This window comes from Cyclobacterium lianum (genome assembly GCF_900143075.1).
Taxonomy (GTDB): domain Bacteria; phylum Bacteroidota; class Bacteroidia; order Cytophagales; family Cyclobacteriaceae; genus Cyclobacterium; species Cyclobacterium lianum.
This window is the reverse complement of sequence record NZ_FRCY01000002.1, coordinates 315618-341296: the sequence shown is the minus strand read 5'-3', so window position 1 is coordinate 341296 and position 25679 is coordinate 315618. Positions and strand designations below refer to the sequence as shown.

Annotated in this window: 24 protein-coding genes; 7 read left to right on the top strand and 17 right to left on the bottom strand. The window is 45.3% G+C overall.

The features are described from left to right. Positions 1-92 precede the first annotated feature (92 nt). Positions 93-3029 (top strand): DEAD/DEAH box helicase, encoded by a 2937-nt coding sequence (locus BUB19_RS04120; RefSeq protein ID WP_073092488.1) that lies wholly within the window; start codon positions 93-95, stop codon positions 3027-3029. Positions 3030-3070: 41 nt separating this feature from the next. After that, positions 3071-3925: a formyltetrahydrofolate deformylase gene (gene purU / locus BUB19_RS04115; protein ID WP_073092485.1), complete on the top strand. Its 855-nt coding sequence runs from the start codon at positions 3071-3073 to the stop codon at positions 3923-3925. Positions 3926-3970: 45 nt separating this feature from the next. Here purU and BUB19_RS04110 read toward each other — a convergent pair whose 3' ends face one another. The 4 genes from BUB19_RS04110 to BUB19_RS04095 form a co-directional block, all read right to left on the bottom strand. Then, positions 3971-4375, bottom strand: coding sequence for an META domain-containing protein (locus tag BUB19_RS04110; RefSeq protein WP_073092482.1), 405 nt, complete (start codon positions 4373-4375; stop codon positions 3971-3973). 76 nt (positions 4376-4451) lie between these two features. Continuing rightward, positions 4452-5606, bottom strand: a complete 1155-nt coding sequence (gene alr / locus BUB19_RS04105; protein ID WP_073092479.1) for an alanine racemase — start codon at positions 5604-5606, stop codon at positions 4452-4454. Between the two features lie 4 nt (positions 5607-5610). Further along, positions 5611-6747, bottom strand: coding sequence for an amidohydrolase (locus BUB19_RS04100; RefSeq protein ID WP_073092476.1), 1137 nt, complete (start codon positions 6745-6747; stop codon positions 5611-5613). A 20-nt stretch (positions 6748-6767) separates the two neighbouring features. Beyond that, complete coding sequence (locus tag BUB19_RS04095; RefSeq protein WP_073092473.1) at positions 6768-7442, bottom strand: peptidoglycan DD-metalloendopeptidase family protein; 675 nt, start codon at positions 7440-7442, stop codon at positions 6768-6770. Positions 7443-7594: 152 nt separating this feature from the next. Between BUB19_RS04095 and BUB19_RS04090 the strand changes: the two genes are divergently transcribed. Beyond that, positions 7595-8551: a pyridoxal-phosphate dependent enzyme gene (locus BUB19_RS04090; RefSeq protein WP_073092470.1), complete on the top strand. Its 957-nt coding sequence runs from the start codon at positions 7595-7597 to the stop codon at positions 8549-8551. 21 nt (positions 8552-8572) lie between these two features. Here BUB19_RS04090 and BUB19_RS04085 read toward each other — a convergent pair whose 3' ends face one another. Genes BUB19_RS04085 through BUB19_RS04075 form a run of 3 tightly spaced genes read right to left on the bottom strand, consistent with a single transcriptional unit; the run spans position 8573 to position 11405 of the window. Then, positions 8573-9733, bottom strand: coding sequence for a cysteine desulfurase family protein (locus tag BUB19_RS04085; RefSeq protein WP_245802768.1), 1161 nt, complete (start codon positions 9731-9733; stop codon positions 8573-8575). Further along, a complete protein-coding gene (gene glmM / locus BUB19_RS04080) occupies positions 9733-11124 on the bottom strand; it encodes a phosphoglucosamine mutase (RefSeq protein WP_073092467.1) in 1392 nt (463 codons plus the stop codon). Before glmM ends, BUB19_RS04085 begins: the two co-directional genes overlap by 1 nt. A gap of 50 nt (positions 11125-11174) precedes the next feature. Then, positions 11175-11405 carry a hypothetical protein gene (locus BUB19_RS04075; RefSeq protein ID WP_073092464.1) on the bottom strand — a complete coding sequence of 77 codons (231 nt, stop codon included), beginning with the start codon at positions 11403-11405 and terminating at the stop codon, positions 11175-11177. A 74-nt stretch (positions 11406-11479) separates the two neighbouring features. Between BUB19_RS04075 and mazG the strand changes: the two genes are divergently transcribed. Then, positions 11480-12301, top strand: a complete 822-nt coding sequence (mazG, locus tag BUB19_RS04070) for a nucleoside triphosphate pyrophosphohydrolase (RefSeq protein WP_073092461.1) — start codon at positions 11480-11482, stop codon at positions 12299-12301. A gap of 330 nt (positions 12302-12631) precedes the next feature. Here mazG and BUB19_RS04065 read toward each other — a convergent pair whose 3' ends face one another. The 6 genes from BUB19_RS04065 to BUB19_RS04040 form a co-directional block, all read right to left on the bottom strand. Beyond that, positions 12632-14149, bottom strand: a complete 1518-nt coding sequence (locus BUB19_RS04065) for a GH3 auxin-responsive promoter family protein (RefSeq protein ID WP_073092458.1) — start codon at positions 14147-14149, stop codon at positions 12632-12634. A gap of 16 nt (positions 14150-14165) precedes the next feature. Continuing rightward, positions 14166-14897 carry an LPS export ABC transporter ATP-binding protein gene (gene lptB / locus BUB19_RS04060; RefSeq protein ID WP_073092455.1) on the bottom strand — a complete coding sequence of 244 codons (732 nt, stop codon included), beginning with the start codon at positions 14895-14897 and terminating at the stop codon, positions 14166-14168. 1 nt (position 14898) lies between these two features. Continuing rightward, positions 14899-16599: a single-stranded-DNA-specific exonuclease RecJ gene (gene recJ / locus BUB19_RS04055; RefSeq protein WP_073092452.1), complete on the bottom strand. Its 1701-nt coding sequence runs from the start codon at positions 16597-16599 to the stop codon at positions 14899-14901. A 107-nt stretch (positions 16600-16706) separates the two neighbouring features. Continuing rightward, entirely contained in the window at positions 16707-17303 is a 597-nt protein-coding gene (locus BUB19_RS04050) for an SPOR domain-containing protein (RefSeq protein WP_143155905.1), read from the bottom strand. Between the two features lie 133 nt (positions 17304-17436). Continuing rightward, positions 17437-18315, bottom strand: a complete 879-nt coding sequence (lipA, locus tag BUB19_RS04045) for a lipoyl synthase (RefSeq protein WP_073092446.1) — start codon at positions 18313-18315, stop codon at positions 17437-17439. Positions 18316-18375: 60 nt separating this feature from the next. Further along, entirely contained in the window at positions 18376-19098 is a 723-nt protein-coding gene (locus BUB19_RS04040; protein WP_073092443.1) for a hypothetical protein, read from the bottom strand. Between the two features lie 300 nt (positions 19099-19398). Here BUB19_RS04040 and BUB19_RS04035 point away from each other — a divergent pair, with 300 nt between their 5' ends. From BUB19_RS04035 to BUB19_RS04025, 3 genes are read left to right on the top strand one after another with little or no spacing between them, the layout of a single operon-like run. Then, on the top strand, positions 19399-19947 hold the full coding sequence (locus BUB19_RS04035) for an RNA polymerase sigma factor (RefSeq protein WP_073092440.1): 549 nt from the start codon (positions 19399-19401) through the stop codon (positions 19945-19947). Next, complete coding sequence (locus tag BUB19_RS04030; protein WP_073092437.1) at positions 19928-21244, top strand: outer membrane beta-barrel protein; 1317 nt, start codon at positions 19928-19930, stop codon at positions 21242-21244. Before BUB19_RS04035 ends, BUB19_RS04030 begins: the two co-directional genes overlap by 20 nt. A gap of 21 nt (positions 21245-21265) precedes the next feature. Beyond that, a complete protein-coding gene (locus BUB19_RS04025; protein WP_073092434.1) occupies positions 21266-22222 on the top strand; it encodes an FKBP-type peptidyl-prolyl cis-trans isomerase in 957 nt (318 codons plus the stop codon). A gap of 55 nt (positions 22223-22277) precedes the next feature. Here the strand turns inward: BUB19_RS04025 and BUB19_RS04020 are convergent, their stop codons facing one another. The 4 genes from BUB19_RS04020 to BUB19_RS04005 all read right to left on the bottom strand — a co-directional run bounded on the left by BUB19_RS04020 (position 22278) and on the right by BUB19_RS04005 (position 25669). Continuing rightward, positions 22278-22736: a hypothetical protein gene (locus BUB19_RS04020; RefSeq protein ID WP_073092431.1), complete on the bottom strand. Its 459-nt coding sequence runs from the start codon at positions 22734-22736 to the stop codon at positions 22278-22280. Further along, positions 22736-23659: a calcium/sodium antiporter gene (locus tag BUB19_RS04015; RefSeq protein WP_073092428.1), complete on the bottom strand. Its 924-nt coding sequence runs from the start codon at positions 23657-23659 to the stop codon at positions 22736-22738. The genes BUB19_RS04020 and BUB19_RS04015 overlap by 1 nt, the downstream gene beginning before the upstream one ends. Before the next feature lie 14 nt (positions 23660-23673). After that, positions 23674-24324 (bottom strand): uracil phosphoribosyltransferase, encoded by a 651-nt coding sequence (upp, locus tag BUB19_RS04010; protein WP_073092425.1) that lies wholly within the window; start codon positions 24322-24324, stop codon positions 23674-23676. A gap of 70 nt (positions 24325-24394) precedes the next feature. Then, on the bottom strand, positions 24395-25669 hold the full coding sequence (locus BUB19_RS04005; protein WP_073092422.1) for an OmpA family protein: 1275 nt from the start codon (positions 25667-25669) through the stop codon (positions 24395-24397). Between the last annotated feature and the right edge of the window lie 10 nt (positions 25670-25679).

Sequence of the window (25679 nt, the reverse complement as noted above, 5' to 3'; positions counted from 1 at the left end):
TATTTATTTTTTTTAAATATTTCTGTAATTTGCAAACTGCCAAATTCAGAAACAGCAACCGGTCAGTTAGACTTTGTTCAAATAATAAGTAAATGAAAGTAGCTTCTGATAAGCCGTTTGAAATCGTATATTCCCTGTTTAACCATGAGTTTCTGGGAATTCTTTTTGAGTCTTTTGCCATACAACTGGATGAGAAAGGCAGGTTGTCTTTTGCCTACCAAAACATTTCTTACCAAAATGCCAACGAATTTGGGGAAAAGATAGACGACACCGACCTGGAATTGATCCGGCTGATGGACAGCATGCAGCAGGAGGCGGTAGTAAAAAAGTTTAACGCAAAAAATCAAAAGCCAAAGGAATTTTTAAGAAAGGTATTCGATACAGCGAATCCTACCCAATCAAACAAGGAAGTCCAGAAGCTAATTGAAGGAAGACTGGAGATTACCAGGTCGAGGATTTTGGAGAAAATCAAGCAGAAAAGACTTTTTGAAATGGGAAACGATGGCAACCCGGTTTGGAAGGAGATTTCCATCATGCCTGAAAAAGCCAGCGTGCTGTTTCATTTTCGCAGAAATGAAGACAATACCCATTATTTTCCGACCATAAAATACCAGAATGAGAAATTAGACTGGCAGTATAAGGGCAGCTACCTGATCTGTCATCAACCTGCCTGGCTGGTGGTAGACTCCCGTCTATTTAGTTTTGAAAAGGATGTGGATGGCAAAAAATTAATGCCTTTTCTGAATAAGAAATTTATCGTCATTCCAAAGAAAGTAGAAGAGTCCTATTACAAAAAGTTTGTCACCCAGCTCGTAGCCTCCTTTGACGTGTTTGCCAAGGGTTTTGAAATTAAGGTAGAACACTCCAAGCCGCAACCTGTACTCTACCTGGGAGACCTGCCAGGCAACCCCACGGTAGATATGTTTGGAAGAAAAATCTCAGAGGAAGAGGAAGAAAAAATGGTTTTTGACCTGAGGTTTAGCTATGGCGATTACACTTTTCGTGCAGACCAGGCCAAACCCAGTAACGTAGAACTCGAAAGGGATGGTGATGACTATACTTTTTTCAAAGTAGTCAGGGATTTATCCAAAGAGGGATTTTATGGAGATTTCCTTAAGAACAAAGGACTGCCAGTCAAACACGGCCGACACTCCATGAAAAAACGAGAGGCTTATGATTGGATTATCAACCACAGGCCTGAATTGGACGATCTCGGCGTTCGGATTCAACAAACCAGCAATGAGAAGGGTAAAAAGTATTTTATTGGATCGGCAAAGATCAACCTAAGCATCAAGGAAAAAATTGATTGGTTTGATGTGGAGGCGACGGTGACCTTTGGCAACCATGAAATCTCCTTCACAAAATTCCGCAAGTTGTTGTTAAAAGGCAAAACAGAAATCGAGCTTCCCAATAATGAAATTGCGATTATCCCCAAATCCTGGTTTACGAACTACGGGGAGATTTTTTCATTTATGGAAGAAGGAGAGTCGCAGGTAGGCAAATTTAAATTGAAAAAGCACCATATTGCCCTGGCTCAGGAACTCGAAAAGGGAAATCTGATACAACTATCCCTGAGTGAAAGGCTGCAAAAGCTGCGGGATTTTGCTACTATCGATGACTATCCCCTGTCTGATTATTTCAAGGGTAAACTCAGGCCTTATCAGAAGGCAGGTTATAACTGGATGAGGTTTTTGAATGAGTACAATTTTGGAGGTTGTCTGGCAGACGACATGGGGCTGGGGAAAACTGTGCAGACACTGGCTTTGCTTGCCATGGAGAAAGAGCGCTCCGAGGGGACCACTTCGTTGCTGGTCATGCCGACTTCGCTGATATACAACTGGCAGCTGGAAGCCAGGAAATTTACGCCAAACCTTAAGATTTTAATATATACCGGGACGCAGAGGATAAAAGATTGCAGCCAGTTTGGGCGGTATGACCTTATCCTTACTTCCTACGGGATCACCCGTCTGGATATCGACATCATGAGGGATTTTTACTTCAATTACATCATTCTAGATGAGTCCCAGGCGATCAAAAACCCGGACAGTATCATTTCCAAAGCTGTGGTTCAGCTTAAAAGCAATCACAAACTCATACTTACCGGTACGCCGGTAGAGAACGGCACCATGGATCTCTGGTCTCAGATGAATTTTATAAACAGGGGTCTCTTGGGTGGACAGTCGGCTTTCAAAAAACAGTTTTTACTGCCGATAGAGAAGAAAAGTGACAAGGATAAAATCATTAAACTGAATGTAATGATCAAGCCTTTTGTCCTGAGGCGGCTTAAATCACAGGTAGCTACCGACCTTCCCGAAAAAGTGGTCAATGTCCAGTATTCTACCATGACGGATGCACAGGAGCAAGCCTACGAAGAGGTGAAAAATTATTATCGGGAAAAGATCATCAGTGAGATGGCCATGCCGGGAATGTCACAGAAGTCGCTGACCCTGTTAAGGGGTTTGATGCAGCTCCGCCAGATAGCCAATCATCCGAAGATGGCGGACCAGAATTATTCGGGAGATTCCGGAAAGCTGGAAGATATCACCCACATGATCCAGGCTACAGTAAGTGAGGGTCATAAGGTGTTGATATTTAGTCAGTTTGTCAGGCATCTGGGGATAGTAAAATCCTATCTAGAAGAAAAGAATATACCTTTTGCTTACCTGGACGGGGCTACCAGGGATAGGCAGGCGCAGGTAAATGCCTTTCAGGAAGATCCCGAAGTACAGGTTTTTCTCATTTCCCTGAAAGCTGGTGGAGTAGGCCTCAACCTGACAAAAGCTGAGTATGTTTTTCTATTGGATCCCTGGTGGAACCCTGCCGTGGAATCTCAGGCCATTGACCGTGCGCACCGGATCGGACAGCAAAATAAAGTGATTATCTACAAGTTCATTGCAAGGAATACTGTAGAGGAAAAAATCATGGCTCTTCAGGAACGAAAAATGGCATTGGCCGGGGAACTTATCAGTACTGAGGAGAGCTTTATCAAAAGCCTCAGCCAGGAAGATATCTCTGCCCTGCTGGCCTGACCTGAAACAGACAAAAACCATATAACCGAAGGCAAAACCACATGCATACTGCTATTCTAATCATACAGTGCAAAGACGACAAGGGTATCGTCGCTGCGGTCTCGCAATTTCTTTTTGAAAACAATGGAAATATTCTGGCCATCGACCAGTACATCGATGAGGAAATGGGGGATTTTTTTATGCGGGCGGAATGGGAGCTCGATTCTTTCGATATCAAAAAAGATGACATCGTTGGCCTATTTGGTGAAAAAGTTGGTAAGCGGTTTGGTATGGATTATTCGTTGTTTTTCAATTCGCCCAAACCCAGAATGGCCCTGTTTGTTTCCAAGCTGTCTCACTGTCTGTTTGATATCCTGAGCAGGTATTATTCCGGGCAATTTAACGTTGAGATCCCTCTGGTGGTATCTAACCATCCCGACCTGGAGCCTGTGGTTCGGGCATTTGGAATTCCCTACCACTACCTGCCCATCGACAAGTCCAACAAGGCAGCTCAGGAAGAAAAGCAGCTTCAACTGCTCCGGGAAAACAAGGTAGATTTTATTGTGCTTGCGCGCTATATGCAGATACTTTCAGCAAGTTTTATCAAAAACTACCCCGACCGGATCATCAACATACACCACTCCTTTCTACCGGCTTTTGTAGGTGCAAAACCCTACCATGCGGCATACAAGCGTGGGGTGAAAATTATCGGTGCAACGGCCCATTATGTTACGGAGGAGCTGGATGCAGGGCCGATTATAGAGCAGGAAGTAGCGAGAGTACGGCACCACAATACCGTCGATGAGCTGGTTCAGATCGGACAGGATGTAGAAAAAGTAGTACTATCAAAGGCAATCAGATACCACCTGGCGCAGAAAATCAAAGTAGTAGGGAATAGAACCATAATTTTTAGTTGACCCATTCCCTTTTACTTTGATGCCGGAACCGGATCTGCCAATTCATTAGCTTTTTTCCATTTCTACCAATATGTTACCCTCTTCATCATAAAGCACTAATTTACCGGCGCTGTAGGTGTAGGAGACGCTGGACTCCAGGTTGGAAAGAAACCTTTTTTCCAGGTTGCTGTCATCACAGGATTCATTATCGGCATAAAGTGTGGAAAATTTGATTTGCTCCCTGTTGTAGGTCGCTCCTCCGCGGTAATCATTGCATCCGGCAAAGCCTCCGATTTCCTGACCTTCTTTGAATACAAGGGAGAGATTTCCTAATTTTTCCTTAGGTGCGGCTGATCCTGTGAGGTCGGTGACTTTCCAGTCATGTTCCGATAACTCGACCGTTTCTGAGCCGCAAGCCAGAAAAAATCCTATAGAAAATAACAGTATAGAAGAAATTTGTAAGTATTTCATGATACGTTATGCTTTAATTAAATGATCAATACATTTTGATTTTTCTAACTACCACAAATACCATTCTAAAGATGGGCTAGGCTATGATTTTTCTCGGAATATCATGGGGGAGGCGTGTCAATAGTTCATAATTTACCTGTTGGGCAGATTCGCCAAACGAGGCTACGGTGATTTCATTTCTCTTTTGCCTTCCGATAATGACTACTTCTTCACCTTTATGGACAGATTTTAAGTCGGTAACATCCACAGAGATGGCGTTCATCGTCACGGTCCCTACTACGGGAAGGATCTTGCCTTGAATCAGCACCTTCCCCAAATTGCTCAGGTTACGGCTAAAACCATGGCAATAACCTACAGGTACCAGGGCAATGGTCATGTTTCGGGAGGCCATGTAGCTGTTGCCGTATCCGACGAAATCTCCGATTTTTACTTTTTTGATGCTCATGATATGGCTCTTCCAACTGATCAGCCTCTTGAGTGGGTTTTTCATGTTGGGGGCCAATTGCTTGAATTTTAGCATGTAGGTTTCCTGGCTGGGCCAGAATCCATACTGAGCAATGCCTATACGTACCATGTCCATGATCGTCTCGGGATAGCTCAATGAGGCGGCAGAACAGGCTGTATGGTATTTGTCGAAATACAGGCCTTTATCCTGGAACCAGGTTTTGAATTCATGGTAGACTTTTATCTGCTCCTTTATCCGTACATAGTTGGCAATACTCTCCGCGCCTGCATAATGGGTGCATAGGCCACAAAGTTGTATGTTTTCTTTGTTTTCCAGTATGATTTTAGCCAGCTCGGCCCTTTCTTCCCATTCAAATCCAGTTCTGTGGAATCCGGTTTCTACCTCTACATGAATTTTTGCTTTTCTTCCCAATACTTTACTGGTGTGAATTGCAGCCTGGAGCCGATCCATTTCGAAAACATAAAAGCTGATATCATTACCGATCAGATAGGCCATGTTTTCGTTTTCTACCATTCCCATGATCATGATCTCACTTCCTTTGGAAGAGGAATCTTTTACCCTGATGGCCTCGTCGGTGCTGAAAGTGCTGAAATGCCGGATACCGGCCGATTCGGCTATTTTGACGGCATTTTCTATTCCGTGGCCGTAGGCATTGCCCTTGACCACTGATGATATGGTCACATGGGATCCAACCTGGCTTTTTATAAATTTGATGTTGTTTTTATAGGCACTTTTGCTGATTTCAATATAAGAGGTATGCAGCATCTGATCAATGGTTTAATTTTTCTATTACCCGTACAAAAATAGCTACACCGGAAGGAATGATTTCATCCGGAAAGTCATAGTGGCCTTCATGAAGTTGAGGCTGTTTTTTGCCCGAGCCAATACCAAAGAGTAGGCTATCGGTAAGGGTAGAGAATTTGCCGAAGTCTTCTGACCAGCGGAAGGGATTTCGGATATGTTTGGTTTTCAACTTCAATTCCTTCGCTGACTCGTTTACCAATTCCCAGGGAGCAGGGTCATTGACTACTGCCTCAAATTCCTCACAATAACTGATTGAAAAATCCAGTCCGCTTTCTTTGGCCACCAATTCTGCCAGCCTTTCTGCATGCTGGGTCAGCTTACTCATGATGTCGTTTTCATAGGTCCTTAACGTAGCCATCACCCGGGCATTGCCGGGCGTGGTGCCAAAAGCGACTTCACCCAATTGAGCGTGAATCACTGTAACCAGTGAAAAACCAGCAATAATTTCCGGTAGCTTTTCAAGACCGACTATCAGCTTACACATGGCTTCGGCAGGACTGCGCCCGTCTTCGGGATGGGCGGCATGGCTGGTCCGCCCTTTGAGCTGTATGGTCATGCCCTTTGATGCCGCAGTGAAGGCGCCCTTTTTTAAAACAATTTCATTTTTTTCATAACCTGGTAAGTTGTGCAGGGCGAATACATAGTCAGGCTGTATCTTCCTGTAATTTTTTGATTCAATTACCTGAGCAGCACCAAGGCCGGTCTCTTCCGACGGTTGGAAAATAAGGACTACACGGCCTTTCTTTGGGCGGGTTTCAGACAAGTGGGCAGCCACTCCACAAACTATCGCCATATGCCCATCGTGGCCGCAGGTATGGGAGACTCCCGCATTAAGACTCTTGTGGGCAACATTCCCCTCTTCCGGGATAGGTAATGCATCCAATTCGGCCCGGATCAATGTGGTCGGACCATCCTGCGTTCCGTTAAAGACCGCCGCCAGCCCGTATGGACCAAGGTTTTCGATCATTTCATCCGGAGCCAAATCTTCCAGGAATGCTTTTATCATGGCTGATGTGCCTGCTTCATGGCCAGATATTTCCGGCTTTTGATGCAGTTTTTTTCTCAGGTCAATTATTTTTTTAAACGATTCAGAATGCTTCATTAATCCAAAATTTTTAGATTTCAGGATGAAAGTACCGGAAGTCCCAGCCAGGAATTGGGGTCTGGACAGTTGTTCAGGTACTTTTCAATGTCTTTTTCTTCGCATACCCCGGGATAATCTCCCTGCCAGTTTGCCAGGTCGCGGATCAGTTGGAAGTGCAAATGGGGTGGCCAGTGTCCATTTTCCATTACCTTGCCCAAATGTCCGATTCTTTCACCTGCCAAAAAAACCTTGCCTGGATACAACTGGTTCAGGTCTTTTCGGCTAAGGTGTCCGTAGAGCGCGTAGATCGTCTCATCCTTCAAATGGTGTTCCATTATCAGGGTGGGGCCATAGTTCCCAAATCCCTCATTGTCATTATAACTGTGCAGCCTGCCTTCGAGGGGGCTGTACACTGCTGTACCAGCTTCTGACCAGATGTCTACGCCGAGATGGATATTGCGGTAGCCAGCATCTGCCTGGGCAAATACGGGACTTCTTTGGTAGATAGACCTGTTCTCCCCATATCCACCGAGCGCATACTTTCTTTTCTTTTGTGTCAGAATTTGCTGAATATAGGCGGAAAAAGCTTCGCTATCCATCAAATCAAGCTGCTGCAATGCTGTATTGCCCGCGCTCATGTCAAGGCTCATTGCATTGTATTCATTGAGAATTTCCCCCATGATGGGGAAAAATGAAGGATCATTCTGGAACATATTTAGATATTGCCAGGGAAGAGATTTGAAAATGAAATTTCAATATAGGAATTATAGTTAAATCAGAATATTCGGAGCCATACCTTTTTTCTTTGGGCTTGGAATTTACTTTTATTATTGCCGGATAAGCAATTTATATGCAATTTTGGTCAATGGAAAATTGGCAAAATATCGGCAGGCACAGCATAAAGGAAGCCAGGTCCAGAATAGATCAGTTGATTCACTGGACACCCGTACTCAGATGCTCGGCAATCAACAAACTGGCAGGCTGCCGGGTATTTTTTAAATGTGAGAATTTTCAGAAAGTAGGTGCTTTCAAGGCGCGTGGAGCGGCCAATGCCGTTTTGAAGCTGAACAAAGCGGCGCGTGAAAATGGAGTGGCTACCCATTCCTCAGGAAACCACGCAGCAGCATTGGCCAGAGCTGCCGCGGAAGCGGGAATACCGGCGTTTATCGTCATGCCTGAAACGGCACCGCAAATTAAGAAAGAGGCAGTACGGGAGTATGGAGGACAGATTTTTGAGTGTGCCCCAAACCTGAGTGCCCGGGAAGAAGGCCTCAGGGAAGTGGTCAACCGCTATGGTGCTACCTTTGTGCCTCCCTACGATCACTGCGATGTGATTGAGGGTCAGGCCACCTGTGCCTATGAGATATTTGAGGAGGGCCTGCAGCCGGATATCCTGCTTGCTCCGGTAGGAGGGGGTGGGCTGCTCTCAGGTACAGCGCTCTCCAGTCAATTTTTTTCCCCGGAAACAGCAGTGATCGGGGCCGAGCCGACAGGTGCTGACGATGCCAGGAGATCTTTTATGGCCGGAAAAAGGATCCCCCAGGAAAATCCCGATACCATCGCCGATGGCCTCCTCACTTCTTTGGGGGAGCTCAATTTTGACATTATCAGCAGATATGTATCCGATATCCTTACGGCAGACGACGGGCAAATAATTGCCGCCATGAGGTTGATTTATGAAAGGATGAAAATCGTGATAGAACCCAGTTGTGCGGTTCCTCTGGCTGTTTTGCTTATAAACAAAACACTTTTTAAAGACAAAGAGGTAGGAATCATTCTCTCCGGAGGCAATGTGGACCTGAGCAGGTTACCTTTCCGCTAAAGCCTGTCTAACAACTTCCGTTTAGTTGTACAGCTCCTTCAAGGTTGTTACTGTATAATCTATTTCCTCCCGGGAATTGAAGCGGCTAAAAGAAAAACGGGCATTTTCACGAGAGGGATCGGTGCCGATTTCCTGCAAAACATGTGATCCAAGTCTGGCACCGCTGCTGCATGCAGACCCGCCTGAAGCGGAAATCCCTGCCAGATCCAGATGAAACAGGAGCATACCCTGATTGCTTTCAGAGGGGGGGAAGCTGACATTTATCAGCGTGTACAGACTGTTTTCAAGATCTGCGGACAAGCCGTTGAAGGATACTTCAGGAATGGCAGAAAGCAGTTTGTCTTTAAAATATTGTTTCAATGCCTGTATTTCTTTTTGGTGCTGCTCCTGGTTTTCTATTGCAATTTCCAGCGCCCTGGCCATGCCTACGACTGCAGCTATATTTTCGGTGCCGGCGCGCATGTTTCTTTCCTGCGAGCCACCAGTGATGAGAGCTGGAATTTTTTTATCTTTTCTTGTATACAGAAATCCCACGCCCTTTGGCCCGTGGAATTTGTGGGCAGACCCGACCAGCGCATCTATCCTGAGGTTTTGCAGGTCAAAGGGGTAGTGTCCTATGGTCTGGACGGTATCAGAATGGAAGTAGGCATGGTATTGCTCACAAAGGGCTGCAATCCCGCCCAGATCAGCAATATTTCCGATCTCATTATTACCATGCATCAGGCTTACCAGCTTACTGTCCTTGTCCCGCAAAAGTGTCTCCAGATCATTCAGATCAATTCGACCGTCCCGGTCTACCTTTAGCAGGGATAACCTGATATTGTTTTTATTTGCCGCCTGCTGCAACACATGCAGTACAGCATGGTGTTCCAATGGAGAGGTAATGATATGTTTGACTTCATATGCTGCAATGGCCCCCAGCAATGCAGTATTGTCGGCCTCAGTACCACCAGAGGTGAAAGTTATTTCACCAGGGCTTGCATGAAGCAGGCCGGCAATTTCCTTCCTGGCTTTTTCCAGGGCGACCCGGGTATTTCTGCCGTGGCTGTGTACGGATGATGGGTTGCCGAAATTGCCTCTGAGATAGGGCAACATGACCTCCAACACACGCTCATCCATGGGGGTAGTGGCCGCATTGTCTAAGTAGATAGAGGGCTGGTCGGACATAGAAACTTCTGCCATCAGGCTTTTTCAGAAATGATTTCTTTGATATCCAGGATGATTTTATTAGCCAGATGCTCGGCTGTCGAAGCGGTCTCTGATTCGGAATAAATGCGTATGATGGGTTCGGTATTGGATTTTCTCAGATGAACCCATTCCTTGTCAAACTCTATTTTGACACCGTCTATGGTATTGACCGGATACTTTTCGTATTTAAGCTGGATTTTTTGCAGAATTCGGTCTACGTCTATTCCCGGCGTCAGCTCTATTTTGTTTTTGGAAATAAAATAATTGGGATAGCTGGCCCTCAACCGGCTGGCAGACTTTCCGAATTTGGCCAGATGGGTAAGAAACAATCCAATCCCCACCAGGGCATCTCTTCCATAATGCGAGGCCGGGTAGATGACGCCTCCATTGCCCTCACCTCCTATTACCGCATTTACGGCTTTCATTTGGTTGACCACATTCACCTCGCCCACCGCGGCTGCCTGGTAAGTGCCTTTACGCAATTCGGTAACATCCCTCAAGGCACGGGTAGAACTCAGGTTCGACACCGTATTGCCGGGTTGGCAGGAGAGTACATAGTCGGCCACGGCCACCAGGGTATATTCTTCTCCAAAGAAGCTGCCGTCTTCATTTAGAAAAGCGAGCCGGTCTACATCAGGATCTACTACTATACCCAGGTCGAAACTTCCATTTTCTAATTTTGAAGCGATATCCCTCAGGTGCTCCGGCAAAGGTTCCGGGTTATGGGGGAAATTTCCATTGGGCTCGCAATACATTTCTTCGATAGTTTCTACGCCCAGCGCACGAAGCAATCGGGGCACGTACAGCCCGCCTGAGGAATTGACGCCGTCAAATACGATCTTGAACTTTCGGGCTGCTATGGCCTCCCGATCTACAAGATCCAGATCCAGCACATGCTGTATATGTATATCCAGGTAATCTTCGCGCAAGGTGTAGCTGCCTAATTTGCGGACCTCCGCAAAGCGAAAATCTCCTGCTTCGGCTTTTTCCAGAACCGCTTTTCCCTCCTGATCGGAAATAAATTCTCCGGCAGCGTTTAGCAGCTTCAGGGCATTCCACTGGATGGGATTGTGGCTGGCTGTGACAATAATGCCGCCGCCGGCTGCTTCACGGGGGACGGCAAGCTCAACGGTAGGGGTGGTACTCAGTCCGAGATCGATTACATGAATGCCCATTCCGCGGAGGGTTTGGGCTACCAGTCCCGACACCATCTCTCCGGAGAGTCTTGCGTCCCTTCCAATGACGATGGTGTTGTTGTCAGAGTTTTCCAGGACCCAGGCGCCATAAGCCGCGGTAAATTTGACAATGTCTACAGGGGAGAGGCCCTCACCGGGTTTTCCTCCAATGGTACCCCTGATACCGGAAATTGATTTGATTAATGCCACGTAAAAAGGATTAGTTATACAAGATAAAAATTGGCCAGGATCGAGTGGGTTTATTTGAATTTAGCCATTACTTTGTCGACTTCATTGTCTGGATTGCCGCAGGAGCTGGCTGAATCTACCTTCTTGCCGCAATAGCCACATGTTCCGCCTTCTTTGTTCAAATAGGGATTCTGAGAGGCACATGTTCCCTTAAACTGTCCGTTCTTGAGGAAAATCAATCTTACGGACATCAAAATGAAAAACAGTGCCAGGAATGCCAATGTCAAATATACGGTTGTCATATCAATATTATTTCTGCAAATTTACGTATATCTTTCAAAACGTTGTTACCCGATTTTAAGTTTCCTGCCTATTTATGAACAAGTCTGAAAAGAGGAAATCACAACTGGCCGCCTTTGACCGGCTGCTGACCATTATGGATGAGCTTAGGGAACAGTGCCCCTGGGACAAAAAACAGACCATCGATAGCCTGCGCCACCTGACCATTGAAGAAACTTTTGAACTGTCTGATGCCATTTTGGAAAAGGACCTGGAAGCTGTAGGCAAGGAGTTGGGCGATATCTTATTGCATATCGTCTTTTATGCCAGAATAGCATCCGAGACGAATGCTTTTGACATAGCCGATGTGATCAATCAACTCAATGAGAAGCTTATCAGAAGGCATCCGCATATTTATGGGGATAGCCGGGCGGACGATGAAGAAGCTGTCAAACAAAACTGGGAAAAGATCAAACTCAAAGAAAAGGGCAATACCAGTGTACTGGGCGGAGTACCCCGTTCCCTGCCTGCGCTGATCAAAGCCATGCGGATACAGGAAAAGGCGAGGGGAGTAGGTTTTGACTGGGAAGAAAAAGAGCAGGTATGGGGTAAAGTTGAAGAGGAGATGGGGGAATTTAAAGAGGCTTTTGATGGAGACAATGGTGCCGGACCGGACAAGGATGCGGCTGCTGCCGAGTTTGGAGATTTACTTTTTTCACTGATCAACTATGCCCGATTTATTGAAATTAATCCGGAGGAAGCGTTGGAGCGAACCAACAGGAAATTTATTCATCGTTTCCAGTTTCTTGAGAGAGCTGCCAGAGACGCCGGCAAATCATTGTCAGAAATGACCCTTTCAGAAATGGATATCTACTGGGAAAAAGCCAAAAGAGAACCCTTTGATAAAAAAGGAAAATGATCAGTAGCTTATACTTATCAGTAATACAAAAAGCGGAATTTGCTTGTGTCATAAGGTGTTAGCAAAACATTTTTCTACTTTGTCCACAAATTGCATTATTTTTATTTTTCACAAAATGTTAAAAATCAGACATTTAGCTATTTGGTGAAAAGCCATGTGGATAAGTTTGGATAATTGTGGATAAAAGCACATGTTTTTTCTCAGGCCAGGATCAAAGCTCATTTCAGGCGGCTATCTGCGCTTTTCTATTCCCATCGATGCAGTCTGCCCGGATTTGTGTCGAAACGCTTGCCGGTACATGTTATGGGCAGCCAGCAGGGATCGCTGTCATTACAGCAATTTCGTAATTTCGTCCAGGTAGTCCCTATTGTTGGCTAATCGCGGAACTTTATTCTGGCCTCCCAGCTTTCCCTTTGATTTCAACCATTTTTCGAATAGCCCCTGAGAGGCGAAGTGGACTATGGGGAGTTTCAGCACCATGTCCCGATAGCGTTTGGCATCATAATCGGAATTGAGTTTCCGGAGTTCGTCGTCCAGGATTCGGGTGAAGGCATCGGTATCTGCTGGCATTTCGATAAATTCTATGACCCATTCATGCGTTCCCTGATTTTGGTTTTCACCGAAGTAAACGGGCCCCGCAGTAAAATTGCTGATGCTGGTACCTGTCATTTTGCAGGTGTTGGCGATGGCATTTTCTGCATTTTCTACGATCAACTCCTCTCCGAACGCATTGATAAAATGCTTGGTCCTACCGGAAATTTTAAAGCGGTAAGGGCGGGTAGAGGTGAATTTTACGGTATCTCCGATTTTATAACGCCAAAGTCCCGCATTGGTACTGATCAATAGCGCATAATTTTTACCTGTCTCCACCTGATCCAGTGGAATGATTTTCTCTTCATGGTCCCCATGCTGATCCAGGGGGATAAACTCGTAGAAGATCCCGTAATCCAACATCAGCAACAGTTCTTCACTGTTTTTCTGATCCTGAATCCCGAAAAAGCCTTCGGAGGCATTGTAGGTTTCCATATAATGCATCCCGTCAGAAGGAATGAGGTTTCTGAACAGCTCCCGGTAGGGACCGAAGGCTACTGCGCCATGGAAAAATACCTCCAGGTTTGGCCAGACGTCAAGGATATTGCTGCTTTGGGTGATTTCCAATACCTTTTTGATCAGTACCAGGGTCCAGGTGGGTACTCCGGTAAGGCTGGTCACATTTTCCTTGATCGTCTCCCGCGCCATTTTTTCAATTTTTTCCTCCCATTCGCTCATCAATGCAATGTCAAGGCCAGGGGTCCTGGCGAGTTGCGCCCATTTGGGCAGGTTGCGCATGATGACGGCGGAGATGTCGCCGGAAAAACTGTTTTTGTTTACATCCAGGGGGTTCGTCTGCAGGCTACCACCTATGGAAAGGCTTTTCCCGGTAAATAGCTTGGTTTCCGGATAGTGGTTGACATACAGGGAAAGCATGTCTTTCCCTCCCTTAAAATGGCAATCCTCAAGGCTTTCGGGAGAAACGGGAATAAATTTGCTTCGCGATGAGGTAGTACCGGATGACTTTGAAAACCAGTGAATGGACGTGGGCCATATGACATTTTGCTGGCCTTTCATGGTTTGTTGTATATAAGGCATGATGCCTTCGTAATCGTGTACCGGAACCCATTGGTTAAAATCCTTGTAGGAGGATATCTGCCGAAAATGGTATTTTTTGCCAAATTCGGTATCTTTAGCTGTGTGAATTAGTCTGAATAAAATTTCCCTTTGAATCTCCAGGGGGTTATTTTTGAATTTTTCGATCTGGCCTATCCTGTTTTTGAATATCCAGGTCATAAAAGTATTGATGACTTCCATCGGGGTGGGTTTCTGTTTAGATCTTTCTTTTCAGTTCGAAATTTTTACCCAGATAAACCTTTCTTACCTGTTCATCTGCGGCAAGTTCTTCTGCCGTGCCTGCTTTTAGCAGCCTTCCTTCAAACATGAGGTAGGCACGGTCTGTGATCGAGAGGGTTTCATTCACATTGTGATCCGTGATCAAAATGCCTATGTTTTTGTCCTTGAGTTTGGCTACGATGTATTGGATTTCCTCTACTGCGATGGGGTCTACTCCGGCGAAAGGTTCATCTAAAAGTACAAATTTTGGATCTACTGACAATGCCCTTGCAATCTCTGTTCTGCGGCGTTCCCCACCGGAAAGTACCATGCCCAGGTTTTTTCTGACATGGGTAAGGCTGAATTCTTCGAGCAGTTGGTCTACTTTTTCTTTTTGCGCTTTCTTGGGAAGCTTGCTCATTTCCAGTACAGCCATCAGGTTTTCTTCTACAGTCAGTTTCCGGAATACCGAGGCTTCCTGTGCCAGGTAGCCAATGCCTAGTTTGGCCCTTTTGTACATGGGTAGGGATGTGATGTCCTCATTGTCCAGGTAAACCGTGCCTGCATTGGGTTTGATCAAACCGACAATCATGTAAAAAGAGGTGGTTTTACCTGCTCCATTGGGTCCCAGCAATCCCACGATTTCGCCCTGGGCCAGGGACACAGAGATATCGTTTACTACCCTTTTTTTCTTGTATATTTTTACCAGGTTTTCTGCCCTTAAATTCATTTTAGTCAAATTTGATGTCTTTCACATACAACTGCAGGCTGCTTGTATTCCTGAAGGTATTTTCCCTGATCTCAAACGCGATGTTAAAACGCATTTTGCTGTTTAACATTTCATAATATTTTGCAAACCCAAAACCAATGCAAACAGGTCTGGTCTCCTGACCATCCTGCACGATTTCAAAACGAAGGTGTTTGTCTTTCAGTACCCTGACATTTTCTGCAAATACCTGATTGGCGCAAAATACAGGCTCTGGATTACCCGGCCCGAAGGGAGCCATTTGTTTCAAAATATGGTAAAATCTATAGTTGATTTGATCCAGGATCAGTTCATCATCGATTTCAAGAATGGGCTTCAGGTGGATTTCCCTGACCCGCTCACTGACTACCTGCTCAAATCTTTCCTGAAAAGCAGGCACATTCTCTACGGATAGGGTAAGCCCTGCGGCATATTTGTGTCCGCCGAATTGTTCGAGTAGGTCGCTGCAGGCCTCAATGGCCTCATAGATATCGAAATCAAATACCGATCTGGCACTTCCGGTAGCTTTGTTGTTTGATTCGGTTAATATGATCGTAGGCCTGTAAAATTTTTCTATACATCGCGATGCTACGATCCCGATTACACCTTTGTGCCAGTCTTGTTTAAACAACACCGTGCTTTTGAAAGCACCCGAATGCTCCCGGGTCTGGATCATCTCCAGGGCTTCTCTGGTAATGTTTTCGTCAAAATTTTTTCTCGCTGCATTGACATCCTCTACGAGTTCCGCACGCCTTACCCCCTCATCCAGGTCTTTGGACAGCAACAGGGCGACAGACGCCTTGGCATGTTCCAGTCTTCCTGAGGCGTTGATGCGGGGACCGATCTTGAACACTATGTCGGTAATTCCGAGCTCTTTCTCAATTTTACCTTTCAGTATGAGTGCCTTGATGCCGGGCCTGGGATTATTATTGAGCCGGTCCAGGCCATAATAGGCAAGGATGCGGTTTTCTCCTGTGATAGGTACGATATCCGAAGCGATACTGATCGCTACCAGATCCAGGTAGGTGTACAGATTTGCCGTACTTTTGTTGGTGTAGGCCGTAAATGCCTGCACCAGCTTGAAGCCTACACCACAACCGCTCAATTCCTTGTAGGGATATTCGCAATCTTTTCGCTTTGGATCCAGTACTGCAACAGCTCTGGGAAGCACTTCGCCAGGGGTGTGGTGATCACATATGATAAAATCCACACCCAAATCGTTGGCCAAATCTATTTTATCAATCGCCTTGATGCCGCAGTCCAGTGAGACTACCAGACTGAAGCCGTTTTCCGCTGCAAATCTCACTCCTTTGTCTGAAATACCATAGCCTTCCTTGTACCGGTCCGGTATGTAAAAGGCAACTTTATCGTAAAAGGCGCGAATAAAACCATAGAATAAGGCTACCGATGTGGTCCCGTCTACATCGTAGTCCCCGTAGACCAGAATGCTTTCCTCGTTTTCTATGGCAGCTACAAGCCTTTGCACCGCCTTATCCATGTCTTTCATGAGCATGGGATCGTGGAGTTTGTCCAGATCCGGGCGAAAAAACTCTTTGGCTTGCTGAAAATCATGAATGCCCCGATTGACCAGCATGTTGGCCAAAGTACCATTCACATTTATTTCCTGGCTGAGGTAGCTGACTGATTCGGGTTTTGCTTTGTCCTTAAGCTTCCATCTAAAATCCATAGGGCGTAAATTACAAAACAAACAGAAGTTAAAGGATAAAAAATTCTTTATTCGTTCCGGGAAAAAAACAGGTTAATTTTATATCTCAGGCAATGAGCAGGTTGGAGTTATTCGACGACTTCCGTTAAAACTTCCTTCAGCGGTACCCGCTTTCCATCTTTGTAGGGAACGATCCAGGCTTCCTGCACACCTACTTTACGAAGTTTTTTCTTCAACATATCTGCCATTTTATAATCTCTGAACCGGCCCAGGATGTATTTGATGTAGCCGTCCTGATCGATGATTTCCAGGTCACTGCCATTTTCGGTAAGGTTTCGCAGGTCATAATCGTCAAACGCAGCCAGTTGGACTTTAAACACGACACCTTCCTCCCATTTATCTGAGGCAGTCTCTCCCGAATCCCTCATGGCCGCCTCCATTTGATTGTTAATTTTTGATATTTGACCCGTTAACCGGCTGATTTCATTGTCTTTCCGCTCGATTACCTCATGGAGATAGGCCTCTTTCTCAGACAGATCTTCCAGCTTTCCGGACATTTCTTCCCGGCTTTCTACCAACGCCTTAAATTCAGAAGGACTCATATTCTTTTTCCTGTCCTTCCAATTGCTGTATTCGTCCCTGCTCAATTCTCCCATAGATTTTGGCGAGCAATTGAAAAGCAGGGCTGCAAGACCCAGAACGAAAAATCTCTTGAATAAAGCCATATTGATGCCCTTTATTTATCTTATTGTTAACATTATCAACGACATCCTTAAATTACAAAAAATAAAGTGTTTTTCTGGTTTTCAGCCAAAAATCATTGCTTTTTGGTCAGCCAAAGCAAGTACCCTACCCGGATTATACGTTAACGTGCCGCTCTGCATGGTAGGAAGACCGTACCAGGGGACCAGACTCTACATATTTCAGTCCTCTTTTCAATCCTTCTTCTCTGTAACGGTCAAATTGCTCCGGACGGACAAACTCGGCTACCTCGATATGTCGCTTTGTGGGCTGCAGGTACTGGCCCAATGTCAGGATATCGCAACCGTGGGCGACCAGGTCATCCATGGCCTTGTAAATTTCGTCTTCTTTTTCCCCCAGCCCGAGCATAATGCCGGTTTTGGTACGTTTTCCGTATTCTTTGGTTAGTTTGATCTGCTCCAGCGAACGCTTGTATTTGGCCTGGGGCCGGACTCTCCGATAGAGCCGCTCTACTGTCTCTACATTGTGTGACACGACTTCCTGCCCTGCGCTGATCATTTTGTAAAGTGCTTCCCAATTGCCCTTCACATCCGGGATTAAGGTTTCTATGGTGGTACCCGGAGAAAGCCTCTTGGTTTCAATCACGGTTCTGTACCATACATCTGCACCCCGGTCTTTTAGTTCGTCTCTGTTGACAGAGGTGATGACGGCGTGTTTTACCTCCATCAATTGGATGGCTTCCGCCACCCTTCTCGGTTCATCCTGATCATATTCCGGGGGTCTGCCAGTAGCGACTGCACAAAACGAGCAGCTACGCGTGCATACATTTCCCAGGATCATGAAGGTAGCAGTGCCCGCTCCCCAACATTCCCCCATATTCGGACAGTTTCCACTTTCACATATGGTGTGCAGTTTATGTTCGTCCACCAGCTTACGCACCTTCGCATACTCTTTCCCTATGGGAAGTTTTACCCTTAGCCAGTCTGGTTTCTTTGCTTTGGTCTGTTCCTTGGAGATTACCGGTAGTTCTATCATATCGGTTCTTAAATTTCCTTCAAAATTAGTGGTTTTTCAGAAGTCTACCCCTCTGTGAGACTATTTTCTGAATCCATAGAATAGGGTGAAGTAGACTGACTGAAACACCTGCCTGTTTTCGGTGGTAGGCATTAGTACGATCTCTCTGGTAAAACCTTCCAATTGGTATCCGAGTTCCACTCCGGTCACGTTAGATTTAAAAAATCCAAATTCGAAGGCCATTGCCGCCTTGGCATTGCCTCCAAAGGCAATTTCAGAATTGCCAATGCCCTCAAAAAGCCTGCCTGGACCCAATATATTGAAGCGGCTCTGGTGGACTTCCGGGTTATATTGTTCCCTTACCGTTTCGGTACGGTTCAGCGAATATTCTACATAATAGGGAGCTACCAGCCCGATGGTGGGTCCGATGGCGCCCAGTAGTGAGATTTGGACACCCTGGTGAGGGGCTTTCTTAAACACCAGGACCTCACGGCCATATTGGGGCCGGATGGCATAAAGGTAATTTGACTTGCCAAAAATATAGCTGTTGCCCAGGACAGTAGGGTACCTTACCTCCTTGGGGTTTTTTACATTTGCCAGTTCCAGATTGAAAAATTGAAACAAATTATCATTTATTCGGGAGCCCAATTTGAAGCTAACTCCGCCAATAAGCCCTCCATTGGTATTCTTGTTGATCCCAAAAAGGACCTCCTTGTCATAATCATAATCACCTGCGTCTCCCCGCTGCCCGTATGAGAAATTTATCCCAACAAAGACCAAAACCAGGAAAATGTAATATTTCATATTTGTTGTCATATATGATCATGATTTTAACGCTAAATTTGTGCGTATTGTTACCGATGCAAGATTAAAAATAGTCAGATTATACCAACAAACAAAAAACTGGCCTCAGCCGCCAGGCGATTTCTTTTCATCCGGCTTGCCAGCGCAGCAGGTTTCAGGAGGGCCTTCCGATGATCAAGCCAGTCCGTTTGCTCCGGGATAAGGGAGATTGGAAAAAAAGTAAAAAAAATCTGATGTCTTGTAGCATTTTGATCAAGGTGATCGTCAGGATAGAGAACCTACCATATTAAAGAAAGGCTTTTGGAGAAAGATCTCATACAGGAAGCGAAAAAGCGAGACAAAAAATCGTTGGAAAAGCTTTACAAGCATTTTTATGGCTATGCTATGAGCATCGCATTGAGATACTCTGGAAGCAGGGAGGAAGCTTGCGAGATTGTGAATGACAGTTTTATGAAAGCCTTTGACAAACTGGAGCAGTTTTCCCCCGAAAATTCCTTTAAGGGTTGGTTCAGAAGAATAATTATCAATACTTCGGTGGATTACTACAGGAAGAATTTTAAACATTATTCCGCCATGAATATTGAAAAAGCAGAAACGGAGACATACGACCCTGGTATCATAGATGAATTGTCCAGCGCCGATATCCTGCAGTCTCTGGCGGAGTTGCCGGAAATATTGCGGGTGATCTTCAATATGTATGAAATCGAAGGTTATCGGCACAATGAGATCAGCGAACGGCTAGGGATTCCGTCCAGTACTTGCAGGACCTATCTGGCCAGGGCAAAAGAGAAGTTGAGAGAAAAAGTAATCGCAATAAATCAAATCAAAAATGAAGGAGCAGTTCGATAAGAAACTTGCGGAGAAAATTAAAGCCTCCTTCAGCAATCATGAGGAGCCTTACGATCCCCAGGCATGGGAAAAGTTTTCCCGCGCGTATTTCAGGCCAGAGAAAAAGCCCTGGCTGATTTACTGGCCGTTTTTTACTGCGGGGATTGCCGCCAGCTTGCTCTTGTTCCTGATTTATTTTCCGAAACAGGAGCAAATTGACAGGCAGGTCAGATCATTTTCTGATTCCATCGCCATAGAGGATGTGCCTTTTCAAGGCAATCGGGAAACCGAAATAGAGGAAGAAGCGCGGGCTGATGAAGGTCAGCCTAAAATTGAAAATATAGAAAAGGCCCTGGCCGGATCACAGGCCGCAAGCGCCAATGTAGAACCAGGAAAAGTGCAGGAAGCTGATTTTGACAGGTCGGAGACCATTTTGCCGGAGGTATACCCTACACCTTCGCTGTTAAAGTCCTTTACTGAATCCTGGGAGAAATTTCAGACCGCCATGGCACAAAAAATGGAAAATGTGCCGCTATTTGCAGGTCAAACTAATGAGCAACCAATTGAAGATCTGGCCTTGACTGAAAAAGACGCAGCAAAAATTATTGAACAATGGAAAGAAGGTGAGGGCGAGCAGGAAACTGAGGTGAAAAATGTACAGCCTTTTAAATTGGGACTGATGCTCAGCCCCCAGGCCAGTTCAAACCCGGTGTCAGGGATGAATCTGGGAGCCGGCCTGATGTCTGAAATCTCCCTTTCAAATAAGTTTAAATTGGATTTTGGACTGGCTTATGCCAGCCAAAGCCTTGCTCCGCAAAACATGCAGACCATGTCAGAAGCGGCATCACCTGCTTTTGATATGAGAGCAAACAGCAATATCATTGATGCCGATTACCAATTGAATTTTGCCAGTCTGGACATACCGGTCAATCTGAAGTACAAGGTTTATGACAAAAATCAAACCGGCATTTATTTGATTACAGGCCTGTCCAGCATGGTCTACCTGGAACAAAATACCGTAGAAACAATTCAGGCCCAGTCGCTTTTCAGTGCCAACAGTACCGCCGGCTATCTGGAATATACTCCGAACGTACAGAAGTTCAGCAATGTAATAGCACCCCAGTCCGGGGAGAGGAATTCCGATTTGGCCGGGCTGCTCAATATCTCGTTTGGATACGAATACCAGCTTAACAATGAGTTTTACCTTTCATTCGAACCTTTTTATAAATTACCGCTGGGCGGGCTGACATTTGCTGACCAGCAGTTTTCAATCGGCGGAGTAAACCTGCGCATGAATTTTAATCTGAAAAACAAATAAACACTATTAATTATAATTACCATGATTGTATCAAGCAGAACAGGCTGGTTTCTTGGCCTGGTTATTTTAATGGCTTCTTGTATAGAAGAGACGGAAACGGATTTGGATAGGGCGATCAGCCGGGACAACCTCATTATGGAAGAATATATTGCTTCCAATAACATCGAGGCCACCAAAGCGCAGTCTGGCTTTTATTATGAGAAGACAGTTAGTCAACCCGAGGCAGCACAGTTTGAGAATGCAGACTACATCGGCATGTATTATGAAATGAAGACCATTGACGGGCAATTGATCGATTCTTATCTGGACGAGTCCATGGAGCCCAAATATTTTAAATACAGCCAGGAAGGTTTATGGCCTATAGCCATCACTTATGCGGCTGGCCTGGCCCGCGAGGGAGAAGAAATGATGGTGTATGCGCCATCCTATCTGGCCTTTGGCAACTATGGTTATGAACAACTGATATTGCCAGCTTCTAATTTGGTGATTCAACTAAAGTTTGTAAAAAAATATACGGAGGAAGAACTGCAGCAACGGGAAATAGAAATGATACAGGCTTTCATTGAAGAAAATGACCTGGAGGGATTTGAAGAGATTGAAGAAGGAATATTTTTCAGAACAGTCGAGGCTGGAGATGACAGCAAATCTGCATCGCAGTTGGGCAGCAATGTCTCTATCGATTTCGAATTGTTTGAACTTGGTGCTGATGAGCCGACTTTCGACTCTTATGAATCCAACCAGCCAACGACCTTTTCCGTTGGTACCTCCGGATTGACATTTCTGGATGAGGGGATGAAAGGAGTACTGCCTGAGGAAAAAGTAGAAATACTGGCTACTTCATTTGCTGCCTATGATAATTCTATACAGATAGTACCTGAGGACATCAGATTAGACCTGGTCGAAAAAGGAGAACAAATCGACCTGGTCAAGCCCTTTACTCCCATTTGGTTTAAAGGAGAAGTGCTGGCAATCCAATAAGTAGCATAACAAACGGCACGGATTATTATTGCAGGAGCCCCAAGGGGCTCTTTTTTCATGTCCACATATTTCTTAGAAAGGGAATCTGCAAAAGCTTTTCGATACTTATTCCCATCACAATCGACCAGAACACAGCACTAATAAACATACTCCCGATGATTTTTTTCTTGGCAATGCCAAATGATGTCAGTACCACGGTACCGCCGATGGGGGTTAATATCACCGGTGTTAGGAGGGCGATGCCAAAAACTCCAAATTTTTGCCATATCCTGATGATATTTCTGGTTCGTTTGGAAAATTTCGGTTTCTTTTTTTTGATGATAATGGACCAATTTTTCTTAAACCATTCACCCAGAAAGGTGAAAAATAATACTGAGGTCATCATGCCGGAAACGGTCACCACCACAATTTCCCAAAGCGCATAGCCGGCGGCAAATCCCAGTACCGGTCCTGCAATAAACTTGAAGAGGCAGAGGAAATAAATGCCCAGAAAAGTAATCAGATAATCACCCATCAAACCAGAAAATAAAGGTAGAGCAAGTAGCCGAGCAATAATGTAATCCCATTAAGTCTGGTGATAACAAAGTTGATCCGCATGAGTGGAAAGAGCAGCACGGTAAACCCCAACATCCAGATAAAGTCAGTGGAAATAAACTCGGAGGCTACGCCAATAGGTTTAATCAGAGCAGTAAAGCCTATTATGGAAAAAACATTCATGATATTACTTCCCAGTATATTGCCCAGGGCCAGTTCGGTTTCTTTTTTCAATGCAGCCAAGACAGAGGTGACCAATTCCGGCAGGCTGGTACCAATGGCAATGATGGTAACGCCAATCACCCTTTCGCTCACGCCCAGTGCCTGGGCAATGCTGGTGCCATTGCCTACCACCAGATCTGATCCGAAATACAATCCCGCTGCCCCTCCCAGAAGCTGTATTATCGCCAGAAGGACCGGTTGTTTTTTCATTTTCGCTGCATCCTCTTCCGAAAATTCTACCCGTTCTATGGTTTTGAAAAAATAGATATTCAGGGAAACAAAACATACCAGCAAAAATATACTCTCCCATAAAGAAATCAGTCCGTTAAATGCAAAGATGTAAAAGAGCAAAGAACTGATGACGGTAAAGGGATAGTCCAGCTTAAGCGTAGACTTTTGAATGTAGATGGGGAAAATCACCACACTTATACCCAGCACCAATGTGATATTGGAAATATTGCTTCCTACCACATTGCCGATAGCAATATCACTCGAGCCTTGCAGGGCAGCGGTGACACTCACCAGAAGTTCGGGCGCTGAAGTGCCAAATGCGACGACGGTTAGACCAATTAAGCCTGGACTCAAACCCAGCCGTGCTGCAATGGAGGATGCTCCATCAACCAGGAATTTACCTCCAAGGAGCAGGACGACAAGTCCCAATACCAAAAACAAGTAGCTCATTTTCTGACAGCAGGTTAAAGTTTGGGTCCGAATGCCAGGTCTCCGGCATCACCAAGACCCGGGATAATGTAGGATTGGGCATTAAGTTTTTCGTCCAGCGCCCCTGTCCAGATCCGATAGGGGATATTCAGGTTTTTCCTGATATAATCCACGCCCTCCGGAGCAGCGATAGCACTGACAATTTCAATCTGGCGGGGGACGCCATTTGTCAACAAATGCTGAACACTCTTGATAAACGACTTTCCCGTGGCAAGCATCGGATCTACCAGAATTACTGTTTTATCTGTAATATCCGGAGCAGCGAGGTAATTTAAACTGATGGTTACGGGTAGGTCTGTTTCATGGGTTTCGTTTCGATAGGCGCCGATAAAGCCACTGTCTGCCCGGTCAAAAAAATTAATAATGCCCTGATAAAACGGTACTGCGGCTCTCAATACAGAGATCACCACCGGCTGTGCCTCCAAAAGGGGCGTGCTGACTTCTCCCAGGGGACTTGTAATCGTTTTCTCAGAAAAAGGAAGAGATCTTGATATTTCATAGGCGAGGATTTCCCCCAGTCGCTCCAGGTTCTTTCTAAAACGCATCCTATCCTTTTGGACTGTCACATCCCTGAGTTCTGCCAAAAAATGATTGGCAACAGAGTTTTTTTGATTTAAAATAAACATGGTTTGGCAAAGTAAAACAAAAAAACCCGATCTTTTAAGATCGGGTTTTACTATTTATTGCTTTGTTATCTTATTTGATCTCGAAGCTAACCCTTCTGGCCATTTGCCTTGCATCAGCAGAAGATTTATCTACGCTGGTATCCTCGCCGTAGCCTTTGTAGCTCAACCTGGATTCAGATATTCCGGAAGCTACCAGCAGATCGTACACAGATTTCGCTCTTCTTTCCGAAAGCTTCATGTTGTAATCTTCAGGACCTAACTCATCGGCATATCCCTTAAGCTCAACTTGTACACCAGGGTTTCTCTTCATAAAGTTAGATACGTAGTGTGCAGAAGAGGCAGAATATCCGAGTGGCTTGGCACTGTCAAAGGCAAAGTAAACATTGACGTAACCATCGTTAATTGCCTTGGCCAGATAATCAATTTCCTCAGTGTCATCAGGTGCACACCCATCAAGAGAAGCAGGTCCTGGTACAAAAGGACACTTGTCTAAGTGGTCAGGAATACCGTCACCATCAGAATCCATGGTGGTACCTTGAGAGTTTACCCTTGCACCGGCAGGAGTATTGGGCTCTTTGTCCAGATAATCCGGAACACCATCTCCATCAGAGTCTTTAAGCATGTCCTTGATTTCTCCAATCTGAGTAGCCAATTCTTCCTTGGTAGCATATTTGTTTTCCCGCAAATACCAGTCAGCATGCTGATCACTACCTCCCAGGTAAAAGCTCAGACCCAAAGTACCTGTCCACCAAACGGCGTTAGCCCCGTAAAAACCATTGTCAGATGCAGGATTAATTGAAGAAGCACCATCAAACGCAACATCCTGCCTCCCGGCTACAATATTGCTCACATCTCCATTCAACGCAATCCTATCACTTAATTTCACCTGCAGGGTCATACCTGTGATAATGTTGTATTGGTTGTCCTGGAAGTCAGCCCACTGGTTTTCCTGGGGAGTCAACCTTCCGATACCACCACCAAAGTGGCCCAACAGGTTGAAAGTCTGGGAAAACGTTTGCCAATCCATGATCCTTCCCAGATTAGCAACCCCCTGTAAGTTCAGGCGATAGTAATTTGAGGAGAAGTCAGGCGTGTCACTTGCATTGCTGAAGCCACCAAAACCAAAATCTAACTTGGTCCCGAATTTCTCATTAAACATGTACCTGACGCCCAGGTCAGCATGGCCTAAGTTCAAAGTGGGTGAATAGTAGCCTGGCGTCATTGGTGCCATAGCCTTATTGAACCCTCCATTAACTTCGACGGACCATTTGTTGAAATCGTCTTGAGCATTAGCACCTACAGCTAAAGCACCAACCATTAGTGTTGATAGTATTATTTTTTTCATGATAAAAAAT

Excerpts from the sequence above, each read along its gene's own strand:
- BUB19_RS04120 (WP_073092488.1), top strand. The coding sequence starts at position 93 with ATGAAAGTAGCTTCTGATAAGCCGTTTGAAATCGTATATTCCCTGTTT.
- purU (WP_073092485.1), top strand. The coding sequence starts at position 3,071 with ATGCATACTGCTATTCTAATCATACAGTGCAAAGACGACAAGGGTATC.
- BUB19_RS04110 (WP_073092482.1), bottom strand. The coding sequence starts at position 4,375 with ATGAAATACTTACAAATTTCTTCTATACTGTTATTTTCTATAGGATTT.
- alr (WP_073092479.1), bottom strand. The coding sequence starts at position 5,606 with ATGCTGCATACCTCTTATATTGAAATCAGCAAAAGTGCCTATAAAAAC.
- BUB19_RS04100 (WP_073092476.1), bottom strand. The coding sequence starts at position 6,747 with ATGAAGCATTCTGAATCGTTTAAAAAAATAATTGACCTGAGAAAAAAA.
- BUB19_RS04095 (WP_073092473.1), bottom strand. The coding sequence starts at position 7,442 with ATGTTCCAGAATGATCCTTCATTTTTCCCCATCATGGGGGAAATTCTC.
- BUB19_RS04090 (WP_073092470.1), top strand. The coding sequence starts at position 7,595 with ATGGAAAATTGGCAAAATATCGGCAGGCACAGCATAAAGGAAGCCAGG.
- BUB19_RS04085 (WP_245802768.1), bottom strand. The coding sequence starts at position 9,733 with ATGGCAGAAGTTTCTATGTCCGACCAGCCCTCTATCTACTTAGACAAT.
- BUB19_RS04075 (WP_073092464.1), bottom strand. The coding sequence starts at position 11,405 with ATGACAACCGTATATTTGACATTGGCATTCCTGGCACTGTTTTTCATT.
- mazG (WP_073092461.1), top strand. The coding sequence starts at position 11,480 with ATGAACAAGTCTGAAAAGAGGAAATCACAACTGGCCGCCTTTGACCGG.
- BUB19_RS04065 (WP_073092458.1), bottom strand. The coding sequence starts at position 14,149 with ATGGAAGTCATCAATACTTTTATGACCTGGATATTCAAAAACAGGATA.
- lptB (WP_073092455.1), bottom strand. The coding sequence starts at position 14,897 with ATGAATTTAAGGGCAGAAAACCTGGTAAAAATATACAAGAAAAAAAGG.
- recJ (WP_073092452.1), bottom strand. The coding sequence starts at position 16,599 with ATGGATTTTAGATGGAAGCTTAAGGACAAAGCAAAACCCGAATCAGTC.
- BUB19_RS04050 (WP_143155905.1), bottom strand. The coding sequence starts at position 17,303 with ATGGCTTTATTCAAGAGATTTTTCGTTCTGGGTCTTGCAGCCCTGCTT.
- lipA (WP_073092446.1), bottom strand. The coding sequence starts at position 18,315 with ATGATAGAACTACCGGTAATCTCCAAGGAACAGACCAAAGCAAAGAAA.
- BUB19_RS04040 (WP_073092443.1), bottom strand. The coding sequence starts at position 19,098 with ATGAAATATTACATTTTCCTGGTTTTGGTCTTTGTTGGGATAAATTTC.
- BUB19_RS04030 (WP_073092437.1), top strand. The coding sequence starts at position 19,928 with ATGAAGGAGCAGTTCGATAAGAAACTTGCGGAGAAAATTAAAGCCTCC.
- BUB19_RS04025 (WP_073092434.1), top strand. The coding sequence starts at position 21,266 with ATGATTGTATCAAGCAGAACAGGCTGGTTTCTTGGCCTGGTTATTTTA.
- BUB19_RS04020 (WP_073092431.1), bottom strand. The coding sequence starts at position 22,736 with ATGGGTGATTATCTGATTACTTTTCTGGGCATTTATTTCCTCTGCCTC.
- BUB19_RS04015 (WP_073092428.1), bottom strand. The coding sequence starts at position 23,659 with ATGAGCTACTTGTTTTTGGTATTGGGACTTGTCGTCCTGCTCCTTGGA.
- upp (WP_073092425.1), bottom strand. The coding sequence starts at position 24,324 with ATGTTTATTTTAAATCAAAAAAACTCTGTTGCCAATCATTTTTTGGCA.
- BUB19_RS04005 (WP_073092422.1), bottom strand. The coding sequence starts at position 25,669 with ATGAAAAAAATAATACTATCAACACTAATGGTTGGTGCTTTAGCTGTA.